At 65.4% G+C, this 23,775-nt stretch carries 31 protein-coding genes; 25 read left to right on the top strand and 6 right to left on the bottom strand.

The genetic code is table 11. The features are described from left to right. Window positions 1-76: 76 nt before the first annotated feature. The 12 genes from flgB to BOQ54_RS15100 all read left to right on the top strand — a co-directional run bounded on the left by flgB (window position 77) and on the right by BOQ54_RS15100 (window position 7,237). Complete coding sequence (gene flgB, locus BOQ54_RS15155) at window positions 77-460, top strand: flagellar basal body rod protein FlgB (RefSeq protein WP_055457856.1); 384 nt, start codon at window positions 77-79, stop codon at window positions 458-460. Further along, a complete protein-coding gene (gene flgC / locus BOQ54_RS15150) occupies window positions 460-882 on the top strand; it encodes a flagellar basal body rod protein FlgC (protein WP_055457855.1) in 423 nt (140 codons plus the stop codon). Before flgB ends, flgC begins: the two co-directional genes overlap by 1 nt. Continuing rightward, a complete protein-coding gene (locus BOQ54_RS15145; protein ID WP_055457854.1) occupies window positions 879-1,208 on the top strand; it encodes a flagellar hook-basal body complex protein FliE in 330 nt (109 codons plus the stop codon). Before flgC ends, BOQ54_RS15145 begins: the two co-directional genes overlap by 4 nt. 10 nt (window positions 1,209-1,218) lie before the next feature. Continuing rightward, window positions 1,219-2,007, top strand: a complete 789-nt coding sequence (gene flgG, locus BOQ54_RS15140) for a flagellar basal-body rod protein FlgG (protein ID WP_055457853.1) — start codon at window positions 1,219-1,221, stop codon at window positions 2,005-2,007. Between the two features lie 17 nt (window positions 2,008-2,024). After that, window positions 2,025-2,510, top strand: coding sequence for a flagellar basal body P-ring formation chaperone FlgA (flgA, locus tag BOQ54_RS15135; protein ID WP_245316234.1), 486 nt, complete (start codon window positions 2,025-2,027; stop codon window positions 2,508-2,510). Continuing rightward, window positions 2,510-3,619: a flagellar basal body P-ring protein FlgI gene (flgI, locus tag BOQ54_RS15130; protein WP_063187204.1), complete on the top strand. Its 1,110-nt coding sequence runs from the start codon at window positions 2,510-2,512 to the stop codon at window positions 3,617-3,619. The genes flgA and flgI overlap by 1 nt, the downstream gene beginning before the upstream one ends. 90 nt (window positions 3,620-3,709) lie before the next feature. Continuing rightward, complete coding sequence (locus BOQ54_RS15125; protein ID WP_063187169.1) at window positions 3,710-4,216, top strand: MotE family protein; 507 nt, start codon at window positions 3,710-3,712, stop codon at window positions 4,214-4,216. Further along, window positions 4,216-4,932 (top strand): flagellar basal body L-ring protein FlgH, encoded by a 717-nt coding sequence (gene flgH / locus BOQ54_RS15120; RefSeq protein ID WP_055457850.1) that lies wholly within the window; start codon window positions 4,216-4,218, stop codon window positions 4,930-4,932. Before BOQ54_RS15125 ends, flgH begins: the two co-directional genes overlap by 1 nt. A 27-nt stretch (window positions 4,933-4,959) precedes the next feature. Then, on the top strand, window positions 4,960-5,457 hold the full coding sequence (locus tag BOQ54_RS15115) for a flagellar basal body-associated FliL family protein (protein WP_071924200.1): 498 nt from the start codon (window positions 4,960-4,962) through the stop codon (window positions 5,455-5,457). Between the two features lie 12 nt (window positions 5,458-5,469). Beyond that, window positions 5,470-6,240 carry a flagellar type III secretion system pore protein FliP gene (gene fliP / locus BOQ54_RS15110; protein ID WP_083585990.1) on the top strand — a complete coding sequence of 257 codons (771 nt, stop codon included), beginning with the start codon at window positions 5,470-5,472 and terminating at the stop codon, window positions 6,238-6,240. Between the two features lie 167 nt (window positions 6,241-6,407). After that, a complete protein-coding gene (locus BOQ54_RS15105; RefSeq protein ID WP_055457948.1) occupies window positions 6,408-6,755 on the top strand; it encodes a DUF6152 family protein in 348 nt (115 codons plus the stop codon). Then, complete coding sequence (locus BOQ54_RS15100) at window positions 6,752-7,237, top strand: DUF2214 domain-containing protein (RefSeq protein WP_071924199.1); 486 nt, start codon at window positions 6,752-6,754, stop codon at window positions 7,235-7,237. The genes BOQ54_RS15105 and BOQ54_RS15100 overlap by 4 nt, the downstream gene beginning before the upstream one ends. 19 nt (window positions 7,238-7,256) lie before the next feature. Here the strand turns inward: BOQ54_RS15100 and flhB are convergent, their stop codons facing one another. From flhB to motA, 6 genes are all read right to left on the bottom strand, one after another. After that, window positions 7,257-8,372, bottom strand: coding sequence for a flagellar biosynthesis protein FlhB (gene flhB / locus BOQ54_RS15095; protein ID WP_055457846.1), 1,116 nt, complete (start codon window positions 8,370-8,372; stop codon window positions 7,257-7,259). Between the two features lie 86 nt (window positions 8,373-8,458). Then, window positions 8,459-9,508 (bottom strand): flagellar motor switch protein FliG, encoded by a 1,050-nt coding sequence (locus BOQ54_RS15090; RefSeq protein ID WP_055457845.1) that lies wholly within the window; start codon window positions 9,506-9,508, stop codon window positions 8,459-8,461. Further along, window positions 9,508-9,897: a flagellar motor switch protein FliN gene (fliN, locus tag BOQ54_RS15085; protein WP_055457844.1), complete on the bottom strand. Its 390-nt coding sequence runs from the start codon at window positions 9,895-9,897 to the stop codon at window positions 9,508-9,510. Before fliN ends, BOQ54_RS15090 begins: the two co-directional genes overlap by 1 nt. A 36-nt stretch (window positions 9,898-9,933) precedes the next feature. After that, window positions 9,934-10,302, bottom strand: coding sequence for a hypothetical protein (locus tag BOQ54_RS15080; RefSeq protein ID WP_055457843.1), 369 nt, complete (start codon window positions 10,300-10,302; stop codon window positions 9,934-9,936). Next, window positions 10,283-11,209, bottom strand: coding sequence for a flagellar motor switch protein FliM (locus tag BOQ54_RS15075; RefSeq protein ID WP_055457947.1), 927 nt, complete (start codon window positions 11,207-11,209; stop codon window positions 10,283-10,285). The genes BOQ54_RS15080 and BOQ54_RS15075 overlap by 20 nt, the downstream gene beginning before the upstream one ends. Window positions 11,210-11,224: 15 nt before the next feature. Further along, window positions 11,225-12,106, bottom strand: a complete 882-nt coding sequence (gene motA, locus BOQ54_RS15070; RefSeq protein WP_071924198.1) for a flagellar motor stator protein MotA — start codon at window positions 12,104-12,106, stop codon at window positions 11,225-11,227. 169 nt (window positions 12,107-12,275) lie between these two features. Here motA and BOQ54_RS15065 point away from each other — a divergent pair, with 169 nt between their 5' ends. The 13 genes from BOQ54_RS15065 (at window position 12,276) to BOQ54_RS15005 (ending at window position 23,705) form a co-directional block, all read left to right on the top strand. After that, complete coding sequence (locus tag BOQ54_RS15065; RefSeq protein ID WP_055457842.1) at window positions 12,276-13,061, top strand: DUF1217 domain-containing protein; 786 nt, start codon at window positions 12,276-12,278, stop codon at window positions 13,059-13,061. 2 nt (window positions 13,062-13,063) lie between these two features. After that, complete coding sequence (gene flgF / locus BOQ54_RS15060) at window positions 13,064-13,789, top strand: flagellar basal-body rod protein FlgF (protein ID WP_071924197.1); 726 nt, start codon at window positions 13,064-13,066, stop codon at window positions 13,787-13,789. Between the two features lie 7 nt (window positions 13,790-13,796). Beyond that, a complete protein-coding gene (fliI, locus tag BOQ54_RS15055) occupies window positions 13,797-15,119 on the top strand; it encodes a flagellar protein export ATPase FliI (RefSeq protein ID WP_055457840.1) in 1,323 nt (440 codons plus the stop codon). 87 nt (window positions 15,120-15,206) lie between these two features. After that, complete coding sequence (locus BOQ54_RS15050) at window positions 15,207-16,415, top strand: flagellar hook protein FlgE (RefSeq protein WP_055457839.1); 1,209 nt, start codon at window positions 15,207-15,209, stop codon at window positions 16,413-16,415. A gap of 33 nt (window positions 16,416-16,448) precedes the next feature. Continuing rightward, window positions 16,449-17,861 carry a flagellar hook-associated protein FlgK gene (flgK, locus tag BOQ54_RS15045; protein ID WP_071924196.1) on the top strand — a complete coding sequence of 471 codons (1,413 nt, stop codon included), beginning with the start codon at window positions 16,449-16,451 and terminating at the stop codon, window positions 17,859-17,861. A 5-nt stretch (window positions 17,862-17,866) separates the two neighbouring features. Beyond that, complete coding sequence (locus BOQ54_RS15040; protein WP_071924195.1) at window positions 17,867-18,913, top strand: flagellar hook-associated family protein; 1,047 nt, start codon at window positions 17,867-17,869, stop codon at window positions 18,911-18,913. Window positions 18,914-18,934: 21 nt separating this feature from the next. Next, on the top strand, window positions 18,935-19,282 hold the full coding sequence (gene flaF / locus BOQ54_RS15035; protein ID WP_055457836.1) for a flagellar biosynthesis regulator FlaF: 348 nt from the start codon (window positions 18,935-18,937) through the stop codon (window positions 19,280-19,282). Continuing rightward, window positions 19,279-19,725 (top strand): flagellar biosynthesis repressor FlbT, encoded by a 447-nt coding sequence (gene flbT / locus BOQ54_RS15030; RefSeq protein ID WP_071924194.1) that lies wholly within the window; start codon window positions 19,279-19,281, stop codon window positions 19,723-19,725. The genes flaF and flbT overlap by 4 nt, the downstream gene beginning before the upstream one ends. A 29-nt stretch (window positions 19,726-19,754) precedes the next feature. Then, window positions 19,755-20,156: a flagellar hook assembly protein FlgD gene (flgD, locus tag BOQ54_RS15025; protein WP_055457835.1), complete on the top strand. Its 402-nt coding sequence runs from the start codon at window positions 19,755-19,757 to the stop codon at window positions 20,154-20,156. A gap of 4 nt (window positions 20,157-20,160) precedes the next feature. Continuing rightward, a complete protein-coding gene (fliQ, locus tag BOQ54_RS15020) occupies window positions 20,161-20,427 on the top strand; it encodes a flagellar biosynthesis protein FliQ (RefSeq protein WP_055457834.1) in 267 nt (88 codons plus the stop codon). A 36-nt stretch (window positions 20,428-20,463) separates the two neighbouring features. Continuing rightward, on the top strand, window positions 20,464-22,551 hold the full coding sequence (gene flhA / locus BOQ54_RS15015) for a flagellar biosynthesis protein FlhA (RefSeq protein ID WP_055457833.1): 2,088 nt from the start codon (window positions 20,464-20,466) through the stop codon (window positions 22,549-22,551). Further along, window positions 22,548-23,303, top strand: coding sequence for a flagellar biosynthesis protein FliR (fliR, locus tag BOQ54_RS15010; protein ID WP_055457832.1), 756 nt, complete (start codon window positions 22,548-22,550; stop codon window positions 23,301-23,303). Before flhA ends, fliR begins: the two co-directional genes overlap by 4 nt. Before the next feature lie 3 nt (window positions 23,304-23,306). Continuing rightward, window positions 23,307-23,705, top strand: a complete 399-nt coding sequence (locus tag BOQ54_RS15005; RefSeq protein WP_019402911.1) for a hypothetical protein — start codon at window positions 23,307-23,309, stop codon at window positions 23,703-23,705. Window positions 23,706-23,775: the final 70 nt, after the last annotated feature.

The following is a 23,775-nucleotide window of genomic DNA, read 5'->3' as shown; positions in this document are numbered from 1 at the left end:
GGAAAGGTCCCGGACAGCTTCGTGCAAGGTTAACAACCTATAAACGCCTCGGCATTCGACAGCAGGAGGCGTTCTGTTGGACCCCGTCTATCTCTTCAAGGTCGCGGCCCGCCAGGCCGACTGGCTTTCGGTCCGGCAGTCGACGGTCTCGGGCAACATCTCCAACGTCAATACGCCGGGCTACAAGGCGCGGGACGTCCTGCCCTTCGAGGAGGTCATGGACAAGACGCGCCTGACGCTCGCCGCCACCAACGCGCGGCATATCAGCATCGACGAGGCGGGCGCCAGGACGACGAAGGTCGGCAAGGGCGACAGCTGGGAGATCGTCCATTCGGGCAACAGCGTCAGCGTCGAGCAGGAAATGCTCAAGGCCTCCGAGATCAACCGCGACTACTCGTTGAATACGAATATCGTGCGGTCTTTCCACCGCATGTACCTGATGAGCGTGAAGGGATCCTGATGATCGACCCGCTACAGGCTTCCGCCCGTCTTTCCGCTGCGGGGCTCGAGGCCCAGTCGGTGCGTCTGCGCATCGTCTCCGAGAACATCGCCAACGCCCAGTCGACCGGCTCGACCGCCGGGGCCGAGCCGTATACGCGAAAGACCGTCACCTTCAAGGGTGAACTCGACCGCGCTCTCGGTGCCGCGACCGTCAAGGTCGACCGCATCGGCAAGGACAAGGCGCCCTTCCGTGTCGAATACGAGCCGGGCAACCCTGCTGCCGATGCGGATGGCTACGTCAAATATCCCAACGTCAACATGCTGATCGAAATGGCCGACATGCGCGAGGCCAATCGCTCGTACGAGGCGAACCTGCAGATGATCAAGCAGGCGCGCTCGATGATCTCCATGACGATCGACCTGCTGAGAAGCTCCTCATGATTGACCAGATCTCGTCCCTGACGTCGAACCTCGGCGGCTTGCAGTCGATCTCCCAGGCACGGCTCTCGGCGATGCAGGCGGTGAACGCCGCCGCCACCGTGCGCCAGACCACGAATTTCAGCGAGATTCTGGCGCAAGTCGCGGGCCAGGCGGTGGAGACCATGCGCACCGGGGAGGCAACGGCTCTCTCCGGCATCCAGGGGCAGGCCTCAGTCCAGCAGGTCGTGCAGGCCGTGATGTCGGCCGAACAGACGCTGCAGACGGCCATCGCGATCCGCGACAAGGTTGTTTCGGCGTACCAGGAAATCAGCCGGATGGCGATCTGAGGAGGATCCGATGAGAGCACTCGCCATCGCGGCGACGGGCATGAACGCCCAGCAGACCAATGTTGAGGTCATCGCCAACAACATCGCCAACATCAACACCACGGCCTACAAGCGGGCGCGCGCCGAGTTCGCTGACCTGCTCTATCAAGTTGAGCGGATGCAGGGCATTCCGAACGTCGCCGATACGGCGCCGATCCCGGAAGGGGCAACGCTCGGCCTCGGCGTGCGGGCGGCGGCCATCCGCTACGTGCACCGGCAGGGGCCGCTGACCCAGACGACGAACGAGCTCGATCTTGCCATCAACGGCCGCGGCTGGTTCCAGGTCACGGGGCCGGATGGCGAGCTCCTCTATACGCGCGCGGGCTCCTTCAACAAGAATGCCGACAGACAGCTCGTGACCATCGAGGGCTATCTCGTCCAGCCGAACATCGTGGTGCCGGAAAACACCATCGAGATCTCGGTCAATGCCACCGGCCAGGTCTTCGCAAAGGTGGCGGGCGAGGCAGCGCCGCAGGAACTCGGCCAGCTCGTCATGGCGAATTTCGCCAATGATGCCGGACTCGAACCTCTCGGCGACAACCTCTACCGCGAGACGACCGCTTCTGGAGAGGCTGTCCTCGGCGTGGCCGGCGACCCTGGCTACGGCAAGATCCTGCAAGGCTATCTAGAATCCTCGAACGTGGATCCGGTCAAGGAGATCACAGAACTCATCAGCGCCCAGCGCGCCTACGAGATGAACTCGAAGGTCATCCAGGCTGCGGACGAGATGGCGGCCACCGTCTCCAAGGGCATCCGTTGATCGGACTGGTGATCGCCATGGCAACCGGCACAGCATCGCGCATGTCCGGCATGATCCGGCCCCTGGCCGGCCTCATTGCCATGTTGGCGGCGCTCACGCCGACGCTTGTGCGCGCCGACATGCTGCCGGTCCCGGCGATGACCATCCGGCCCGGCGATGTCATCACGGAGAGCATGCTGACCGAACGAGCCTTCCCGCCCGGCTACACGGCCCGCTTCGCCAGCGTCGTGGACGCTGGGCAGGTGATCGGCAAGAGCGCGCGGCGCATGCTACTTCCGGGCAACCCGATCCCCTACAACGCGGTGAGCGAGCCCGAAATCGTGAAGCGCGGCGTTGCCGCACGGCTCGTCTTCGAGGGGGACGGGCTCATCATCACGGCGCTCGCGACGCCCCTGCAGTCGGCGGGCGCGGGAGAGCATATCCGCGTGCGCAATGTTGACAGTGGGCTCATCGTCTCGGGCGTCGTGCAGCCGGATGGATCGATCCGGGTGGGCGTCCCATGATGCGGCCCATATTTGCCATCGCCACCTGCGTCATCGGCGCATTATTGCTCGGCGGGCCCGCGGCGGCTGCAACCCGCATCAAGGATATTGCCAGCATCCAGGGCGTGCGCGACAACCAGCTCATCGGCTACGGCCTCGTCACCGGCCTGTCCGGGACAGGCGACACGCTGCGCAACTCGCCCTTCACCGAGCAGTCGCTACAGTCGATGCTCGACTACATGGGCGTGAACGTGCGTGGCAGCAACCTGCGCACGCGCAATGTCGCCGCGGTGATGGTGACGGCCAACATCCCGGCCTTCGCCGGTGTCGGCTCGCGTATCGACGTCACCGTGTCCTCCATGGGCGACGCGACATCGCTGCGGGGTGGGACGCTGCTCGTGACGCCGCTGACGGGCGGCGACGCCCAGGTCTATGCCGTGGCGCAGGGGCCGATCGCCGTGTCCGGCTTCTCGGCTCAGGGCGAGGCGGAGACGTTGACCCAAGGCGTACCGACGGCCGGCCGCATCCCGAACGGCGCGCTCGTCGAGCGCACGGTGCCCGGCGGGCTGCGCGACATCGGGCGGCTCGTCCTGCAACTGCACAACCCGGACTTCAGGACGGCGGCAAGCATCGCTGATGCCATCAACGCCTATTCCATGCGCCGCTTTGGCCGGCGCGTCGCAGGGGAGCGCGATTTCCGCAGTGTGGTCCTGGAGCGGCCAGCGAACGTCAATCCGGCCCGTTTCATCGCTGAGATAGGCGAACTGAGGGTGGCGCCGGACACACCGGCGCGCGTGGTTATCGACCAGCGCACCGGTACTGTCGTCATCGGCGCCGACGTGCAGATATCGACCGTTGCCGTGACCCACGGCAACCTGACGGTCCGGGTCACGGAAACGCCGATGGTCTCGCAGCCAGAGCCGTTCTCGGAGGGTCAGACCGTCGTCGTGCCGCGCACGGAGGTGCAGGCGCGCGAGCAGACGGGCCGCGTCGGCATCATCGAGGGCTCCAACCTGCAGACGCTCGTGCGCGGTCTCAACCAGGTCGGCCTGAAGCCGAGCGACATCATCTCCATCCTGCAGGCCATCAAGACGTCCGGCGCCCTGCAGGCCGACCTCGTCGTGCAGTGAGACCCTCGTGAAGTGCGGCGGAGGGACAGGCGGACAGTGGATGCGGGAAGACACGCTCGACCCGCGCGACGGGAGGAAAGGTCGCTGATCATGCGCATGTTTGCCACGATCACCGTTGCGGGTGCGATTGCCGGGCTCGGCCACGGGGCCGCGGCCCAGGATGCGGTGCAGACGGCGCGCGCCCAGGCGGAGGCGGCCCGCACCAATCCCTATTGCGCCAATGTGGCCGACGCAGCGGCAGACGCGCGCTTCGCCTGGCAGATGCAGACACTCTCCTCGCTCGAGAAGGACATCGAGCAGCGCATCGTTCAGCTGGAGAAGAAGCGGGCCGAATACGAGGAGTGGCTGCGCCGGCGCAACGAGTTCCTGAAACAGGCGGACGAGGGGCTCGTCGCCATCTTCAGTCGCATGCGGCCCGATGCCGCGGCCCAGCAACTCGCCAGTCTCAAGGACGAGAAGGCCGCCGCCATCATCGCCAGGCTCAACCCGCGCATCTCCAGCGCCATCCTGAACGAGATGGAGCCGGGGCGCGCCGCCCAGCTCACGGGCACGCTCATCGACAGTGCCCCGCGTGAGCGAGCGGCGGAGAAATCGTGATGAAGACGACCCTTTGCGGCACTTTCGCCGTTCTCCTCGCGCTGTTCTCCGGCGGCTGCGCCGTCAAGGTGGACGAGATCGGGCGCGAGCCCAACATGACGCCGGTAGGCTACGGCCTCAATGTGCAGCGTGAGCCGCTGCCCACGACCGCCTATGCCGCCTACAAGCGGCCGGGCAGCTATCATTCGCTGTGGTCTGATCGCACGCGCGACCTTTTTGCCGATCCGCGCGCGCGTCAGGTCGGCGATGTCATCACCGTCACCATCCTGATGGACGACAAGGCGCAGTTCGACAACGAGAGCGATCGCTCGCGCAATTCGAACGTCAACTTTGGCCTCGACCTCGGTTACGGCAACAGCACCACGAGCGACTCGATCTTCGGCAACCTCGCCATCAATTCGCGCTCGAACACCAAGGGCAAGGGGCAGATCGACCGTTCCGAGAAGCTGCGGCTCACGGTGGCTGCCGTCGTGACGGAGGTACTGCCGAACGGCAACCTCCTCATCAGCGGCTCACAGGAGGTTCGTGTCAACTACGAACTGCGCGTCCTCAACATCGCCGGCATCGTGCGGCCGTCCGACATCTCGCGCCACAACACCATCGCCTACGACAAGATCGCCGAGGCGCGGGTTTCCTACGGCGGGCGTGGGCGCAGCATGGAGGTGCAGCAGCCGGCGCTGGGACAGCAGATCTACGATCTCATCGTGCCGTTCTGACGCGGCGGGCAGGCGAGAGGCAGGCACATGGCGCGGGCGCCGTTATTGAAGAAGCGGAAGAAGGAGGCAGGCGGCGGCGAGCGCTGGCTACCTGCGCTTGTCATGCTGACGCTGATCGCGCTCGGTGTCGGCAGCTTGTCGGGCATTCACCTCGCCAATACCGTCAAGCGCCTCGCCAACGCGGAGAAGGAGGCGGCGCAGGGTACACCGCGTCCGCTCAAATATTCCGGCAACACCGTCATCAAAACGCTCGAGCCGGTGGTGGCGAACCTCTCCGAGCCGGCCGACGTGTGGGTGCGCCTCGAGACCTCGATCATCTTCGACAACGGCACCATCGAGAATCCGGACGTCATGGGCGGCGAGATCCGCCAGGACATGATGGCCTATGTGAAGACGCTGACACTGGCCCAGATCGAGGGCCCGAGCGGTCTGCAGCACCTGCGCGAGGATCTCAACGAGCGGGCCCGCGTGCGCGCCGACGGGCGCGTGCGGGAACTGCTGATCGAGACGATGATCGTGCAGTGAGGGCGACCGGTGATGACATTGCGTAACCGATCGATCCTTGCCGCAGGGCTGGCCCTGCCGATTCTTGCCCTGACGACGGGTGCCGCCTTCGCCCAGGCCAACAACCAGCTGCCAGACCTTGGCCAGCTCCTGCCGGGCGGTGAGGGCGCGATGACCGGCCGCATCGTGCAGATGATCGCGTTGCTCACGGTGCTGTCGCTGGCACCGGGGCTGCTCATCATGGTGACCAGCTTCACCCGTTTTGTCATCGCCCTGTCCTTCCTGCGCTCGGGCCTTGGCCTGCAGAGCACACCGGCGAACATCGTGATGATCTCGCTCGCGCTGTTCATGACCTTCTACGTCATGGCGCCCACCTTCGACAAAGCCTGGGAGGAGGGCCTCAAGCCCCTGACGGAGAACAGGATCTCCCACGAGGAGGCTTACCAGAAGGTCTCGGCGCCCTTCCGCGAGTTTATGCTGCGCCATGTACGCGAGAAGGATCTGCAGCTCTTCGACGACCTCGCCGCCGGTTCCTTCGCGCCGCGCGCCGAAGGCGAGGCGATCGACCTGCGCATCATCATTCCGGCCTTCATGATCTCGGAGCTGCGCCGCGGCTTCGAGATGGGCTTTCTCATCCTCCTGCCCTTTCTCGTCATCGACATGATCGTGGCGACACTCGTCATGTCCATGGGCATGATGATGATGCCGCCAACGGTGATCGCCTTGCCGTTCAAGGTGCTGTTCTTCATCCTCATCGACGGCTGGAACATGCTTGTCGGCGGACTGGTGCGATCGTTCTTCTGAGGACTCGTCGCTCGCCGATAGTTGATCGGCCGGTCGTTGACCGGACGTAGCGCCCTCCCTACCGTTTGCGTCCGCTTGCATCCGCCGCAAGGGAGCGCACCATGGGCTCGCAGCGCACTGCAGGACAATTCGCGCGCGTAATCGTGGCGCGCCTCTTCGTCGCATCGATGTTCGTGCTGCCGGTGCTGGCCGGCGCCGCGGCCCATCACGGCTGGTCATGGGCGGATGCAGACCAGATCGAGCTCAAGGGCACGATTCGCGACATCTATATCGGTCCCCCGCATCCGACCCTCGACATCGAGACCGCCTCCGATGGCGTATGGCGCGTCGAGCTCGGCAATCCGCGCCAGACGGAGCGGGCGGGCTTCGTCGAAAGCTCGGCCAAGGTCGGCGATGAGATCGTCGCCATCGGCAACCGCTCGCAGGATGCGGGCGAGAAACGGATGAAGGCCGTGCGCATCACTGTTGGCGGCAAGACCTACGACATTTATCCTGAACGCATCAGGACCAATTGAGCGGGTTCTTCAGCGAGGCGCTCCAGGCACTCGCCGCCTGGCCGGGCGCGGCGCTGCTGCGGCGCTCGAGCCTTGCCTATCTCCTTCTCAACGCGGCGCATATTGCCTCGATTGGACTCATCGTCGGCGCCATCGTGCCGCTCGATCTGCGGCTCGTCGGCCTCTTCCGGCGCCATCCGCTCCCGGTGCTGGCGTCCTTCCTGACGCGCATCGCGGCGGTGGGCGTCGTGCTCACCGTTCTGACAGGCGTGCTCCTGTTCTCGGTGCGCCCGGCCGAATATGTCGCGAACCCGGCCTTCCTCACGAAGCTCGGCCTCATCGCCATCGGTGCAGCCAATGCGCTGCTGCTGCGACGCAGTCGTCCATGGCGGGTGGTTGCAGCGGGCGGGCCGGTTCACCGTCGCGTGCGGTTCGCGGCTGTGCTGTCGATCGTCGCCTGGATGGGGGCCGTCGTCGCCGGACGGTGGATCGGGTTCCTGTGAAGGGAGCCTGCCTGCCGACTCACTTCAGCAGGGGTCGGTCCATGCTGTGTGGACGCGGTTGGGCGCCGTTGCCGCCTTCGCGGGTGTAGACGTAGTAGAGCACCTGCGCGACGGCCTTGAAGAACTCGGGCGGGATCATGCGATCGACTTCCGCGGCGTCGTAGAGGGCGCGGGCGAGCGGCTTGTCCTCGATGATGGGGATGTCGTGCTGGGTCGCGATCTCGCGGATCCTGAGGGCGATGAGGTCCTGGCCCTTGGCGACGACAAGGGGGGCGCCGCCTTCCTCGCGCACGTAGCGCAGGGCGACGGCGAAATGGGTCGGATTGGTGATGACCACGGTCGCCATCGGCACCGAGGCCATCATGCGCTTGCGCGACTGGTCGAGCGCCATGGAGCGCATGCGCGACTTGATGAGCGGATCGCCCTCGGCCTGCTTGAACTCGTCCTTCACCTCCTGGCGCGTCATGCGCAATTCGCGGTGCCAGCGCAGGCGTGCCCACACGAGGTCAGCCGCGACGAGCAGGATGGTGGCGACACAGACGGCCGAGACGAGCCGCAGTGCGATCGTCAGCAGCGTTTCCGGCAGGAGGCTCGGATCGGTGAACATGGCATTTATCGCCCGTGATTGCTCCGAGCCCAGCAGGATGAGGCACGCCAGGCCGACGACTGTGAACTTGAACAGGGATTTGAAAAATTCAACAAATCCCTGCTTGCCGAAAATCCGTTTGAAGCCGGCTGTCGGCGATATGCGCTGCCACTTCGGGCGGATGCGCTCGCCCACCACGCGCGGAGCGTTCTGGAAGAGGGATGCACAGGTGCCCGCTATGGCAATGACGATGACGATGGGCAAGACGAATTGCCCCGCATCCCAGGCGACGGCCTGCATCAGCACGGATGCGTCATGGCCATTCGCCAGCGAGAATCCGCCGGGCGTGTCGATTAGGCGTGTCAGCCGCTCGCCGAGCTGCGCCCCGTTGTCCCGCGTCAGGAACGAAAAGGCGATGAGGATTGCGCCGAGCGAGGCGAAGATCGACGTCTCGCGCGAATAGGGCACATTGCCCTTGTCGAGCGCGTCGCGGACCTTCTTCTCGGTCGGCTCTTCGGTCTTGCTGTCCTGATCGGGCTGCTCGGCCATGGCGTGCGCCTGGCGGCACCCTCACTCGTCCCGCCGGCCGGAGCCGTCCGGCCGTGCTTCCTGTCCGCGGCGCCCGTGCGCTCGGCTCAGCGAATGAAGGCGTCGTCGTCTCCTTCGGGGTTGAGGTCGATCTCGCCGCGCCCGGCGAGCTCGAGCGCCAGGTCCGTGATGGTGCGCCGTGCCTCCAGAACGTCGCGCTGGGCCGCCGGCTCGCGGCCGTTGAGCTCGTGCTCGACCATGCGGCGCACACGGGAGGCGAGTGAGGACAGGATGATCTCGCGGAAGGACTGGTCCGTGCCCTTGAGGGCCAGCACGATCCTGTCGTTGGGGATCTGGTCGAACAGCAGCGTGCGCGCCGCCGGCGTGAGATTGACGATGTCGTCGAAGGTGAAGAGCAGCCCTTTGAGGATTTCCGCCGACTTCGGTCGGGTAGCGCTGAGCGAGTTGAGCACGTCCTCCATATGGTCGCGTTCCATCTTGTTGATGATATCGGCCATCTTGGCGTGCGTATCCGCGCCCGCATTGCGGGAGAAGTTCAGCATGAAGTCTTCGTGAATAGTGCGCTCGATGATGCGCATCGTTTCGTCGACGATGGGCTTGAAGGTCAGCATGCGACGCATGATGTCGTTGCGCATGTCTTGCGGCAGCTGGCCCATGGCCTTGGCCGCGCAGGCCGGCTTGACCTTGGAGAGGATGAGCGCGGCCGTCTGCGGATGCTCCTTGAGGAGATAGCTCGCGAGCACGTTCTCGGAAACATTGGAGATACGGTCCCAGATCGAGCGGTTGGAGTTGCCCATCAGGCCGGACATGATCTCGGCGATTTGCTCGGGCGGCAGCACGCCTTGCAGCAGCTTCTCCACTTCGCTCGCCGTGCCGAAGAGATTCTTGCCGGTGGCGAACTGGGCCGCGAACTCTTCGACCAGGGCTTCGATCTGCGGCGCGGGGATGGGGCCGAGTTCGGCCGCCGTGCGCGTGATCTCCTTGATCTCCTCGGACGTGAAGTGCGTGAGCAGCCGGCCCGCGGTCGGCTTCTCCATGGCAAGCAGCAGCGCAGCTACCTTCTCGATGCCGCGCGTCAGCGTCCCGCGCGGCACGATCGGTTGCGGCGCCTTCGAGGGGATTGCCGTCGCCGCCATCAGCTGCCGAGCTCGGATCCGGGCGGGCCGACGATCTCGGTCAGCGACACGCCGAAGCGAGAATTGTCGTCCTCGACCACGACCACCTCGCCGCGGGCGATGACGCGGCCGTTGACGACAACGTCGACGGGCTCGCCGACGCGGTGATCGAGCGGCACGATGGCGCCGCGCCCGAGCTTCATGAGGTTTGCGACCGGCATCGTCGCCGAGCCGAGGACCACCTGCATGACGACCGGGATGCGCAGGATCGTGTCGAGGTTGCGCGGGCTGCCGAGCGGCTCGTCCTTGCCCGTCGCCCTACGCGGCTCGGTGCCCTGGGCGAACAGGGCCTCGTCGTGGGAGGCGGGCTCGCCGAGCCCGTCAAAGTCGTCGTCCGACTTCTGGTTCATTCGATCACTTCCTCGTCTTGCGCCGGTGCAGGAGCGTCACGCCGTCGTGTCCTCGCCGACGAGCCGCAGGGTGGCGCGTCCGCCCCCGGCCGGATGTTGGGCGGCCTTCTCCAGATTCGCCAGCGTGTCGTGCGCGGCAGCGATGCCTGCGTCGAGGCTGGCGAGCGTCTTGCGGGCCTCGTCGATGCGCATGGCGAGCTCAAGGAGGGTCTTCTGGCCATCGGTGGTGAAGCTGCCCATGGAGTGGCCGGCCGCCTTCAGCGCGTCCGCCGTGGCGTCGAGGGTGCGCTTGTAGTCGTAGTGGTTGCGGTCGAAGTGGCGCAGCTTGAGATAGGTCGCCAGCACGCAGGCGCTCGTCAGGGCGAGGGCGGCGAGAAGGACGTAGTCAACGAGAGAGGACGTCATCGATAAACTCCTGCTCCTGATCGATGTAGTCCTCCACGCGCAGCATGTAGGACCCGTCGGATTGGCCGAGGCGGCACCAGAAGAGCGGCTGGTCGTTGCCTTCGAGCTTGACGCGGCTGCGCGGCGTCGCCTGCAATTCGATCACCTGCCCGATCTTTAGATCGGCGATATCGCCGAGCGCCATTTCCCGCTCCTCGAGCACGGCTCGGAGCTTCACTTCGGTGCGGCTCACCTCGTTGCGGATCTGCTCCGTCCAGCGCGGGTCGCGCGTAGAATTGTCGCCGGAGAGCACGCGCGCCAGCGTCTGGCGCATCGGGTTCAGGGCCGACTGCGGGATGATGACGAACATCTCGCCGCCGCGATTGAGGGCCTGCAGCAGAAACTTGGAGACGACGGCGAGGTTGTTGCGCCGGCCGATCACCGCGAAGTCCATGCGCGTCTCGAGACGCTCGAACTTGAAGCGCGCGTCCGACACCATCGAGAACGAAGCCTGCAGGGCCTTACCCACCTGCTCGAAGATGGCCATGGAGATGCGCATCTCGATATTGGTGAAGCCGCGCTCGTCGTCGACGGGCGGCTCGGTGCCGTCGGCGCCGAGCAGCACCTCGACCATGGTGAAGACGAAGTCGCGGTCGAAGCCGACGAGGATCTCGCTGTCCCATTCCGGCACGTTGAAGACGCCGGCGACCGCGTTGGCTTCGTAGATCTCGAGGATATCGCTGACGCGACCGCTCTCGATGGTCGAGAGCGAGAAATAGGACGGCGAGGCCGAGAGGTGGCGCAGGTTGTCAGCGCAATACGTGGCCATGCGATCGAAGATCACATGCAGCATCGGCAACCGGTCGAGCGACAGGCCGGCCGCGTCGAGAAGCCTGTCGCGAATGTCGTTGCTGACGGCCTGGCTCATGCTGTTGTCCATGGATCAGGCAGCCTCCGCTGCGGCCGCATCGTTGCGGCCGATGACGGTCTCGTTCTCCACCTCGTCGATGGTCGGCCGCTCGGGCGCAGAGATGGCCTTGCGGCCGTGCTCCAGGGCGATCTGCGGCAGGGCGCCGTTCATGTAGGCGAGCAGCGTCTGCTTGACGATGATGTAGATGCGGGCCTGCTTCTCGCGTGTCAGCTTGATCTTCTGTGCGAGCGGGGTGAGCACGGCATAGGATGTGAAGATGCCGATGAAGGTGCCGATGAGCGCCGCCCCGATGAGGCTGCCGAGGATGGCTGGTGACTGGTCGATGGCGCCCATGGCTTTGACGATGCCGAGCACGGCCGCCACGATGCCGAGGGCGGGCAGGGCTTCCGACACCACGGTGAGCGAATTGTAGGGCTTGAGCTTGTGCCGGCGCATGGTGACGAGTTCCTCGTCCATCAGGGACTCGATCTCGTGCGGGCGGGCGTTGCCGATGATGAGCAGGCGCACGTAGTCGCAGACGAAGTTCGTCAGTTCCTGGTTCTTCAGCACGCGCGGAAAATTGTTGAAGATCGGCGAGTTGTGCGGATCGTCGATATGCGCCTCGACCTCGTTGCGGGCCTTGCTGCGCAGTTCGCGCAGCAGGTTGAAGAGGAGGCCCAGGATGGCGAGATAGTCGTCGCGCTTGGGCACGTCGCCGGCGATCGCTTCCTTGATCGCCTTGCCGGTGTCCTTCACGGTCGACATGGGATTGGCGATGATGAAGATGCCGAGGGCGATGCCGCCGATGATGACGAATTCGAACGGCTGCCAGATGACGGACACCTTGCCGCCGAGCGCCATGAACCCGCCGAGCATCGAGCCGATGGCGATGATCAGGCCGATGAAGAAACTCAAGTCCGATCTCCTCCGCTTGTCGGCGTGATGATTGCCAGTCCCTCCCGCTGGGCGGCGATGGCCGTTTCCTAGCCTGCGAGGCTTGCGCGGGGCTGAAAGCGGGTGGGGCGGCGCAAGGTCAGGCTCGGGCAAGCTAGAGGGTTCAACCTCCTCGCAGGAGGCTGCCGCAATGCTTTCGACCCTCGTCAGCTATCAGATGCTCACAAAGGACTTGGCGCGCTCGCTGGAGCGCACGGCGTCGGCGCCGCTCGTCTCGCGCGACAGCGAATATTATCTGGAGAACATCAAGAACGTGAAGTCGATCGACGACTTCCTGGGGGATCATCGCCTCTATTCGTTCGCCATGAAGGCTTTCGGCCTGGAAGACATGATCTATGCCAAGGCATACATGCGCAAGGTGCTGACGGAAGGTGTCGACGACAGCAAGAGCTTTGCCAACAGGCTCGCCGACAAGCGTTTCGCCGAATTTACCAAGACCTTCAACTTCGCACGCTACGGCGAGACGACGACAGTCTTCTCCTCGACCCGCGAGGGCACTGTCGAGCGCTATGTCCGCCAGCAGCTCGAGGAGGAGGCGGGGGCACAGAACGAGGGCGTGCGCCTTGCGCTCTACTTCGCGCGCAAGGCGCCGGAGCTGAAATCCGTCTACGGCATCCTGGCCGACAGGGCTTTGCTAGCAGTGGTCCAGACCGCGCTCGGCATCCCCCAAGAGGCGGCGTCGGCCGACATCGAGGTTCAGGCCAAGATGATCGAGGCCAAGATCAACTTCGAGGACTTCAAGGATCCCGAGAAGCTTGACAAGTTCTTGCAGCGGTATGCGGCCGTCTACGACGCCGTCAACAGTCCGGTGACCGTTTCGGCGCCGGTGCTCACGCTGTTCGGTAACAGCGGGCAGACGGCGGGCATGGGCGTCGACCTTCTCATGAGCCTGCAGAAGATCAAGACGGGACTGTAACAATGCAAGCTGCGCTCTATGTCGGGCTTTCGGCGCAGGTCGCGCTGGAGCGTCGGCTCAATACCATCGCCCAGAACGTCGCCAACATGTCGACGGCGGGCTACCGTGCCGACGAGGTGAAGTTCGAGACCGTCCTGTCGCGCACGGCGCGGGACTCGGTCGCCTTTGCGACGAGCGGCGAGAACTTCATCTCGCGCCGCGCCGGCGGTATCACGAAGACTGACAATCCGCTCGACCTCGCCATTGACGGGGAGGCATGGTTCGCCATCACGACGCCGGTCGGCATCGTTCACAGCCGCGACGGCCGCCTGCAGATCGGCAACGACGGCCTGCTTCGGACCGTGACGGGCTATCCGGTCCTCGACGTCGCCGGAGCGCCGATCATGATCGACGCCGAAGCCGGTCCTCCGACCGTCGGCCGCGACGGCACGCTGAGCCAGAACGGCCAGCAGATCGGCGCCATCGGCCTCTTCACAATCGTGCCGGGGGCCGATCTCGAGCGCTTCGAGGCATCGGGCGTCATCGCGCGGACGGGTGTCGCGCCTGTCCAGGATTTTGTCGCCAATGGCGTCGTGCAGGGCTATGTCGAGGAATCGAACGTCAATCCCATCATGGAGATGACGAAGCTCATCGCTGTCTCGCGCGCCTTCGACAACGCTTCGACAGCCGTGAACGATGGCGAATCCTCGCTGCGCGAGGCTATCCGCAGCCTCGGCCCGTCGAGCTGAGCCGCTTATGAACCCGCTCGAGCGGCTGGCCGCCGTCGTTTCGGCCGGTGCCCAGGAACTGCCGAGCGTGCGCGTCGGCGGTGTGGTGCGGGAGGTGACACCGACCTATTATCGTGTGGCTGGTCTCTCCCGTTTCCTCAAATTGGGCGATCGCGTCGCGCTGTGCGCCGGCGGGCGTGAGCACGCCGGCGAGGTCGTGCGCATCGACGACAGCGGTGCGACGGTCAAGCCTTTCGACGGCTATGTCGATATCGGCATCGGCGCGCGCGCCTATCGCCTCGGCACCATGGCCCTGCGCCCGCACGAGAGCTGGAAGGGACGCGTGATCAATGCCCTCGGCAAGGCGGTGGACGGGCTCGGGCCGCTGGGTGCCGGTGAGCGCGCCATGCCGGCCGACGCGCCGCCGCCCTCGGCCATGACCCGCGGGCGGGTGACGAAGCCGCTGCGCACGGGGGTGCGCGTCATTGATCTCTTCCTGCCCCTCTGCGAGGGTCAGCGCATCGGCATCTTCGCCGGTTCGGGTGTCGGCAAATCGACGCTCCTGTCCATGCTGGCCCGTGCCAGCGGCTTCGACACGGTGGTCGTCGCCCTTGTCGGCGAGCGCGGTCGCGAGGTGCGCGAGTTCCTGGAGGGGCCGCTCGCCGCGAGCCGCGAGCGCGCCATCACCGTCGTCTCTACCGGCGACGAGAGCCCGATGATGCGGCGCCTCGCGCCGCGCACGGCCCTCAGCATCGCCGAATATTTCCGGGACCGGGGCGAGTCCGTCCTGCTCATCGTCGATTCCGTCACGCGCTTCGCCCATGCGGCACGCGACGTTGCCCTTTCGGCCGGCGAGCCTGCCGTGGCGCGCGGCTATGCACCGAGCGTCTTCAGCGACCTGCCGAAGCTCCTGGAGCGGGCAGGACCGGGCGAAGAGGGCAGCGGTACCATCACGGGCGTCTTCTCCGTGCTCGTCGACGGCGACGACCACAATGACCCCGTCGCGGACAACATCCGCGGCACGCTCGACGGCCATATCGTGCTCGACCGGGCGATCGCCGATCAGGGCCGCTATCCGGCGGTCAACGTGCTCGCTTCCATCTCGCGCCTCGCCGACCAGATCTGGTCGGGCGACCAGAAGGAGCTGGCGCTGCGCCTCAAGGGCATGATCGCCCGCTTCGAGGACACCCGCGACCTGCGCCTGATGGGCGGTTACCAGACCGGCTCGGATGCGGCGCTCGACCAGGCGGTGACCCTGGTGCCGCGCATCTACGACGCCCTGCGGCAGGACCCCGGCATGCCGCCGAGCGTCGACGCATTCGGCGAGCTTGCGCAGGTTTTGCGCCAGTAGCGCCGGGCGGCTGCCGGCAAGCGGCAGCTTCACGCAAGCTTTTGCCCGTTTACTGGGGGCAACCACGGATAGCGAGGATAGGGTCCCATGAGCCTTTATGGTGTGCTGCGCACCGGCGTGTCCGGCATGAACGCCCAGTCGAACAAGCTTGGTACCGTTGCCGACAATATCGCCAACGCCAACACGGTCGGCTACAAGCGCGCCTCGGCGGAGTTCTCCTCGCTCGTGCTCTCCTCGGGCAAGGGCAGCTACAACTCGGGCAGCGTCGTCACCAACATCCGCTATTCCATCAGCCAACAGGGGCCGCTGGTCTTCACGACGTCCTCCGCCGACCTTGCGGTGCAGGGAAACGGCTTCTTCGTGGTGTCGGACGAAGGTGGCACACCCTATCTGACGCGTGCCGGCAGCTTCGTGCCCGACAGCGAGGGCAATCTCGTCAACACGGCCGGCTACTACCTGATGGGCTACCCGCTGACGAACGGCAACCCGAACGTCACGCTCAACAGCCTCGACGGTCTCGAGCGCGTCAACCTCGCCAACCTGGCGATGTCGGCGAACCCGACAACGCAGGGTTCGCTCGGCGGCAACCTGCCGATCGCCGCGGCAGCGGGGGACACGTTCCAGTCCTCGCTCATCGTCTATGACAACGTCGGCAACAAGGTGCAATTCAACGTCACTTTCGAGAAGACGACCAATTTCGACCCGCTCGCTCCCGCCAACCAGCAGTGGCAGGTCACCATCGACGGCGTCCAGCCTGCAGGCTGGACGGCCGGCCCGTTCACCCTCACGTTCGACACGTCCGGCCAGATCGTCGCCGGCGCCGCGCTAACGCCGATCAACATCCCCAACGGTCAGGCGATGACGCTCGACCTCTCGGGTATGCAGCAGCTCGCCTCCGACTATGCTCCGCTCGACCCGATCGTCAACGGCAATGCTCCGAGCCAGGTCGACAAGGTGGAGTTCGGCAAGGACGGCACGGTCTATGCCGTCTACGAGGACGGCACGCGCATCGCCACCTATCGCATCCCGCTCGCCAACGTACCGAGCCCCGACAAGCTCACACCGGAGGCCGGCAACGTCTATTCGGCCAGTATCGAGTCCGGAAATGTGCAGGTTGGCTTTCCTGGTCAGGCAGGGCTCGGCTCCATCCTTTCAGGCGCGCTCGAGCAGTCCAACGTCGACATGGGCGAGGAGTTGACGGCCATGATCGAGGCGCAGCGCAACTACACGGCCAATTCCAAGGTGTTCCAGACGGGTTCCGAGCTGCTTGACGTTCTCATGAACCTCAAGCGCTGACGGGACCCAGCCAGTCTTGCCGGAGCCCTCGTCATGAGCCTTTCCGTCGCCCTCAACACGGCCCGCTCGTCATTGCTGACGACCTCGACGCAGATCGCCGTGTCGGGAGCCAATACCAGCGGGGCGCTCGATCCGAGCTACTCGCGCAAGATCGCGATGTCCGTCACGGCCGGCGACGGCAGCGTGCGCATCGTCTCCATCGGCCGAGCGGCCGACACTTCGCTCTACTACCGCATGCTCGATGCCACGTCGCGCACGGCCGCGAGCCAGGCGCGGCTCGAGGGGCTCGATAAGCTGCATCAGACGGTGGGCGACACGGAAGATGCGCGCTCGCCGGCGGCGCGCCTCGGCAAGCTGCTCGACGCGCTCAACCAATATGCCAACGCGCCGCAGGACAAGGTGCTGGCTGGCCAGGTGCTGAGCCAGGCGAGTGCGCTCGTCACGACGCTCAACGAGGCCGCCAAGACCGTTACGACGACTCGCCAGGAGGCGGACGCCGAAATCGCCAAGTCGGTCACGCGCGTCAACGATCTGCTGGCGCAGTTCGAGGAGCTTAACCGCGCCGTCGTGAAAGGCACGGCGACGGGTGCCGACACAACTGACCTGCTCGACAAGCGCGATGCCGTCCTCGCCCAGATCTCGGAGGAGATCGGGGTTAACGTGGTCACCCGCGAGAACAACGACATGGTGCTCTATACGGACGGCGGCGTGACGCTGTTCGAGACGAGCGCCCGCAAGGTCGAGTTCACGCCGACGCTGGTCTATGGCGCGACGACTGTGGGCAACCAGGTCGTCATCGATGGCGTGCCCGTCACCGGCAACACCACGATGCCGCTACGCTCGGGCCGCATCGTCGGCCTGATGGAAGTGCGCGACGTGACGACGGTCGCCTACCAGAACCAGCTCGACGAGATTGCTCGCGCCGTCATCGAGATCTTCGACACCGGCACGGCAGCGGGCGGCCTCTTCACGCAGGTCGGCCTGCCCGCGGGCGGCGGACTGCGCCCGGGCCTTGCCGCCGACATTCGCATCAACGCGGCCTACGATCCCGACCAGGGCGGCTCGCTTGACGAATTGCGCGACGGCGACACCAACCCGACCGGCGATGCCAGCTATTCGGCCAGGCTTTTCGATCTTGTCGACCGGTTCAACGCGATCCGCGGTTTCGATCCTGCCGCGGGCATCCAGACAAGCGGCTCACTGGCCGATTTCTCAGCCTCCTCCGTCGGCTGGCTTGAGGCCCGGCGCTCGGGCGCAAAGACCGATGCCGCTTATCAGGAGACGGTGCTGGCCCGTGCCTCCGATGCACTGTCGACCGCAACCGGGGTCAATCTCGACGACGAACTCGCGCTGCAGCTCCAGCTCGAGCGCTCCTATTCGGCAGCCTCGCGCCTCATCGCGGTGATCGACGAGATGCTGCGCTCACTCCTCGAGGCGGTGAGGTAAGCGCCATGAAGACGACGTTCATCTCCACGTATTCGCTGCTCAACTCGCCGCGCTCTTCGCTGGTGCGCATGCAGGCGGATGCGGCGCGCTACAACCAGGAGATCGCCACTGGCCGGCATGCGGACGTAGGTCTCACGCTCGGCGGCCGGACGAGCCAGGCCGTGTCGCTGCGGGCCGAATACGACAACCTGACGGCGATGATCGACGCCAACAGCCGCACCAAGACACGGCTCGACGTTACGGTCGAGGCGCTCGGCAACATCCGCGAGATGGCGGACGAGTTCCAGGCCGAGCTCCTATCGGTGCCGCATGCGCAGCGCGGCAGCGAGGTGATCCGCAATGCGGCCCGCGACAAGCTTGCGGCGCTGATCGGGAGTCTGAATTCCGCCGTCGACGGCCAGTTTCTTTTCGGCGGCACCAACAGCGGTGTCACTCCGATCAACGACTATGCCGCGGGCTCCGCCAGCAAGGTTGCAGTCGATGCGGCTTTCTTCGCCGAATTCGGCTTCGCGCAGGATGACCCGGCTGTCGCCAACATCTCGGCGGCCGCCATGGCGACTTTCCTCGACAACGCCTTCTCTGATCGCTTCTTCGTCGATGCGAACTGGCAGGCGGACTGGTCCAACGCCGCCGACAGCGTCCAGCGCAGCCGTATCTCGCAAAGCGAGACGCTCATCTCCTCCGTGTCGGCCAACGAGGCGGCCTTGCGCCAGCTGGCCGCCGCCTACACGATGGTCTTCGATCTCGGCAGTGACAAGCTCAACACGGATGCGCTGCAGGTGGTGATCGACAAGGCAACGGAACTGATGGGCGGTGCCATCGCCCAGATCATCGACATCGAGGCGCAGATGGGCGTGGCCCAGAACCGGATCGAGACGGCCAATACCAACATGGAGGCGCAGAAAAAGATCCTCGCCACCCGTGTCGGGAAGCTGGAGGATGTCGATCCTGCCGAGGCGAAGGTGCGGCTCGACGCTCTCCTGACGCAGATCGAGATGTCCTATTCCCTGACGGTTCGCCTGCAGAGCCTCAGCCTGCTCAGATATCTGTAAACCTGCTAGTGAGGCGGACGGATGTATCGGCATTCCTATGCGGAAATCCTCGATGACGCGGCTTCGGAGGGGCGGGCGCGCGAGCGCATGGCCTTCGATCACGCCATCGAGCTCATGCAGGCGGCCGAGGCGAAAGGCGTCGATTCGCGCGAGGCCGTGGAGGCGATCTTCTTCCTCAACCGCTTGTGGAGCCTGCTGATCGAGGACCTGGCGAGCGACGAGAACGGCTTGCCTAAAGAACTGCGCGCGAGCCTCATCTCGATCGGCCTTTGGGTTTTGCGCGAAGCGCAGCGCCTCAGGCAGGAGATGGCCGGCAGCTTCGCCGCTCTCATCGAAGTCAACTCCGCCATTCGGAACGGTCTTGCATGAAGCGTTCGATGCAACTGTCGCTGCGCGCCGGCGAGCGCCTCTACATCAACGGCGCGGTGCTGCGGGTTGATCGCAAGGTTTCGATCGAGCTGCTCAACGACGCGACCTTCCTCATGGAAAACCATGTCCTGCAGATCGAGGACGCGACGACGCCGCTGAAGCGCCTCTACTTCGTCCTGCAGACGATGTTGATGGACCCGGCGACGGCGCAGGAGACGTTGAAGCTGTTCCGTCAGCTCTTCGATCTCGTCCCCTGCAGCTACAGTCAGACGCCCGAAGCCTCCTTCCTCGCGACGCTCGAGAAGGTGCGAAGCCTTGCCGAGGAGGGCCGGCCCTTCGAGGCCATGCGCGTCCTGCGCGGTCTCTATGCCGACGAACTGCCGCTTCTCGACGAGCACGAGCGGGAGGCCGAGGAGCCGCGCTTGCGCAAGCGGGCTGGCTAGGCCCTCGGCCAGATACCGGGAGAAAACCCATGACCGTATCCTCCGTATACAACGTGACGAACACGACGCAGACCAGTCAGTCGGCGGGTACGTCGAAGACGTCGGTAGACTACGACACCTTCCTGAAGCTCCTCGTCGCCCAGCTGAAGAACCAGGATCCGACGGAGCCGATGGATTCGACCCAGTACATGGCGCAGCTCGCCACCTTCTCGCAGGTGGAGCAGAGCGTGATGATGAACAAGAAGCTCGATTCCCTGCTCGTCGCCAGCTCTCTGCAGCAGATCGACGGGATCATCGGACGTACGCTGACGACGGCCGACGAGAGCATCTCCGGCAAGGTCAAGTCGGTCTGGATCTACGACGAGGGCGCCGTCGCGGAGCTCGAGGACGGCACGCGCGTTCTGCTGGGCCCTGGCGTCAATATCAGTTGAAGCCATGAACGAGGCTGATGCACTCGATATCGTCCAGGCGGCCATCTGGACGATCATCATCGGGGCGGGGCCGGCCGTCGCCGCGGCGATGCTGGTCGGCATCGGCATTGCGCTCCTGCAGGCACTCACACAGGTGCAGGAGATGACGCTGACCTTCATTCCGAAGATCCTCGCCATCTTCGTGGTCATTGCGCTCACCGGCTCGTTCACCGGGGCGCAGATCTTCGCCTTCACCGAACAGGTCTACGGCCGCATCACCACCGGCTTCTGAGGCGGCGGGCCGGCGCGGCGAACGAGGGAACAGGCGATGTCGGACGTGACGGCGGGGCAGGCGACGGCTGGCGGGCGCAGGGGGCTCGATGTCGGTTTCGCCATCGGCATCATCGCCATCCTCACCATTCTCTTCCTGCCGGTTCCCACGATCCTCATCGACATGGGCCTTGCCCTGTCGATCGCCTTTTCCGTGCTCATCCTCATGGTGGCCTTGTGGATCCACAAGCCGCTCGAATTCTCCGCCTTTCCACAGGTGCTGCTCATCGCCACGATGCTGCGCCTGGCGCTGTCCATCGCCACCACCCGCCTCATCCTTGCCCATGGCGACCAGGGCGTGACGGCTGCCGGCCACATCATCAACGGCTTCTCGCAGTTCGTGATGAGCGGCGACTTCGTCATCGGCATCGTCGTCTTCCTCATCCTCATCACCGTCAATTTCCTCGTCATCACCAAGGGTGCGACGCGCATCGCGGAGGTGGGCGCCCGCTTCACCCTCGATGCCATCCCCGGCAAGCAGATGGCGATCGACGCCGACCTGTCGGCGGGCACCATCGACGAGAAGGAGGCGCAGCGCCGCCGGCGCGAGCTCGAGGAGGAGAGCGCCTTCTTCGGCTCCATGGACGGTGCCTCGAAGTTCGTGCGCGGCGAGGCGGTGGCCGGCCTGATCATCACCGCCGTCAACATCTTTGGCGGGATCATCATCGGCGTCACGCGGCACAACATGTCGCTGGCTCAGGCCGCCGACGTCTTCACCAAGCTCTCGGTCGGGGACGGCCTTGTCTCGCAGATTCCGGCCCTCATCGTCTCGCTGGCGGCTGGGCTCCTCGTCTCCAAGGGCGGCACGCGCGGCTCGGCAGAGCAGGCGGTGCTCGGCCAGCTCGGCACCTATCCCAAGGCGCTGTTCGTGGCAGCCGGCCTCATGTTCACGATGGCCCTCGTGCCGGGCCTGCCGTTCCTGCCGTTCGTCGCGCTCGGCGGCCTCATGGCCTTCGTGGGCTACGCCATCCCCCGCCGCATTGCCGAGCGGGAGGCCCAGGCCGCCGCCAAGGTGAAGGAGAAGGAGGAGCAGGCGAAGCGCGAAGCCCAGGATTCGGTCAAGGAATCGCTCAAGACGGCCGAGATCGAGCTGTGCCTCGGCAAGCAGCTGTCGATGAAGCTGCTCAACGCCCACGGCGAGCTTGCACACCGGGTCGGCAAGATGCGGCGCAAGTTCGCGCAGCAGTACGGCTTCGTCGTGCCCGACATCAAGTTGACCGACACGCTGTCGCTGCCCGGCAAGACCTATCAGGTCAAGATCCACGGCACGGTCGTCGCGACCCAGGAAATGCGCATCGGCGAGATGCTCGTCGTCACTGGCGACGGCCCGCAGCCGGACGTGCCGGGGGAAATGACGCGCGAGCCGGCCTTCGGCATCAAGGCCATGTGGGTGGCGGAGACCTATTCGAACGAAGTGCGCCGACAGGGCTTCACCACCGTCGACAATGTCTCGGTGCTCCTGACACACCTTAGCGAGATCATCCGCAACAACCTCTCGCAGCTCCTGTCCTATAAGGACATGCGCGGGCTGCTCGATCGCCTCGATCCGGAGTACAAGCGCCTGATCGACGATATCTGCCCGGCGCAGATTTCCTATTCCGGCCTGCAGGCGGTGCTGAAGCTGCTGCTGGCCGAAGGCGTCTCCATCCGCAACCTGCACCTCATCCTGGAGGCCGTCGCCGAGATCGTGCCGCATGCGCGCCGATCCGAGCAGGTGGCCGAGCACGTGCGCATGCGCATCGCGCCGCAGATCTGCGGTGATCTCGCGGAGAACGGCGTGCTCAGCGTGCTGCGCCTCGGAAACCGCTGGGACCTTGCCTTTCACCAGAGTCTCAAGCGCGACGCCCGCGGCGACGTCGTCGAGTTCGACATCGACCCGCGCCTCGTCGAGCAGTTCGGCAACGAGGCTTCGCAGGTCATCCGGCGGCACCTCAACGAGGGCGCCACCTTTGTCCTCGTCACGGCGCCCGATGCCCGGCCTTACGTGCGCATGATCGTCGAGCGGCTGTTCCCGACCCTGCCGGTGCTGTCGCACGTCGAGATCGCGCGGGGCATCGAGATCAAGTCGCTCGGAACCATCTCGTGAGCGCTCAGCTTTCGCAGTCGCTCCTTGCCGTCTTCCTGATCTTCTGCCGCATTGGCGGCTGCCTCATGGTGGCGCCCGGCTTTTCGAGCGCACGCGTGCCGACGCGCGTGCGCCTGTTCATCGCGCTCACCGTCTCGCTCGCGCTGACGCCGCTGCTGCTGGGGCCGGTCGGCGCGCGGGTGGGGGATGCGGCACCGGCCGACATGCTGCGCCTGATCGCTTTCGAGACCTTCACCGGCTTCGTCATCGGCTTCATGGCGCGCCTGTTCTTCATGGCGCTCGAGACGCTGGCCGTCGCCATCGCCATGGCCATCGGCATCGGCGGCATGCTCGGCACGCCGGTCGATGACGGCGAGAGCCTGCCGTCGCTCGCGACGCTGATCACCCTGACGGCGGTCGCGCTCGTCTTCTTCGCCGATCTGCACTGGGAGCTGCTGCGCGGCCTCGTCGCGTCCTACCAGCGGCTGCCGCCGGGCGAGACCTTCGGCACGCGCCTGGCGCTGACGGAGGTCGTCGACAAGCTGACGGACGCCTTTCTCATCGCCCTGCGCATCAGCAGCCCCTTCATCATCTATTCGCTTGTCATCAACTTCGCCATCGGCGTCGCCAACAAGCTGACGCCGCAGTTGCCGATCTACTTCATCATGATGCCGCTCGTGATCGGGCTCGGCCTGTTGATCTTCTACCTTCTCTTCCGCGAATACATGACCCTCTTCATGCTCGGCTTCGCCGAGTGGCTCCGGAACGGATAACCCATGGACGCCCGCCGCAGACTGGACAAGATGCGCCGCCTCATGGACGTGCAGGAGCGGCTTTGCCGCATGGCCGAGGCTAAGCTCGTCGAAATCGAGCGCCAGCAGGCCGAGCTCTCCCGCGCGCAGACGGACATCCTGGCGAGCCTCAACGAAGGCGAGCCGCTGCACGGCCTGTTCGTGGAAACGATGGCCCGTCATCTCCACCGGCTCGCGGGCCACGCCGGGGAGCTGGAGGCGGCGCGGCAGACGCAGGCGCAGCAGGTGCTGCAGGAGGCGATGAAGCTCAAGCGCGTTGAGCGGCACGCAGCCAAGGTGGCGCGCTCCTCCCGCGAGGAGGAGGACAAGCGCAGCCTCGCGGAGATCCTCGACGCCCTGCAGGCACGCGCGACGCAAGCCTGACATAAGCCAGCGCGGGCAAATTACCCCACGGCGACAGACTCTATCCGCTCTGCGCCGTGAAAAGGGTAAG

The sequence above is a fragment of the Chelatococcus daeguensis genome, assembly GCF_001887265.1.
Taxonomy (GTDB): domain Bacteria; phylum Pseudomonadota; class Alphaproteobacteria; order Rhizobiales; family Beijerinckiaceae; genus Chelatococcus_A; species Chelatococcus_A sambhunathii.
The sequence above is the reverse complement of the archived record's forward strand: the minus strand, read 5'-3'. Positions and strand labels throughout refer to the sequence as shown.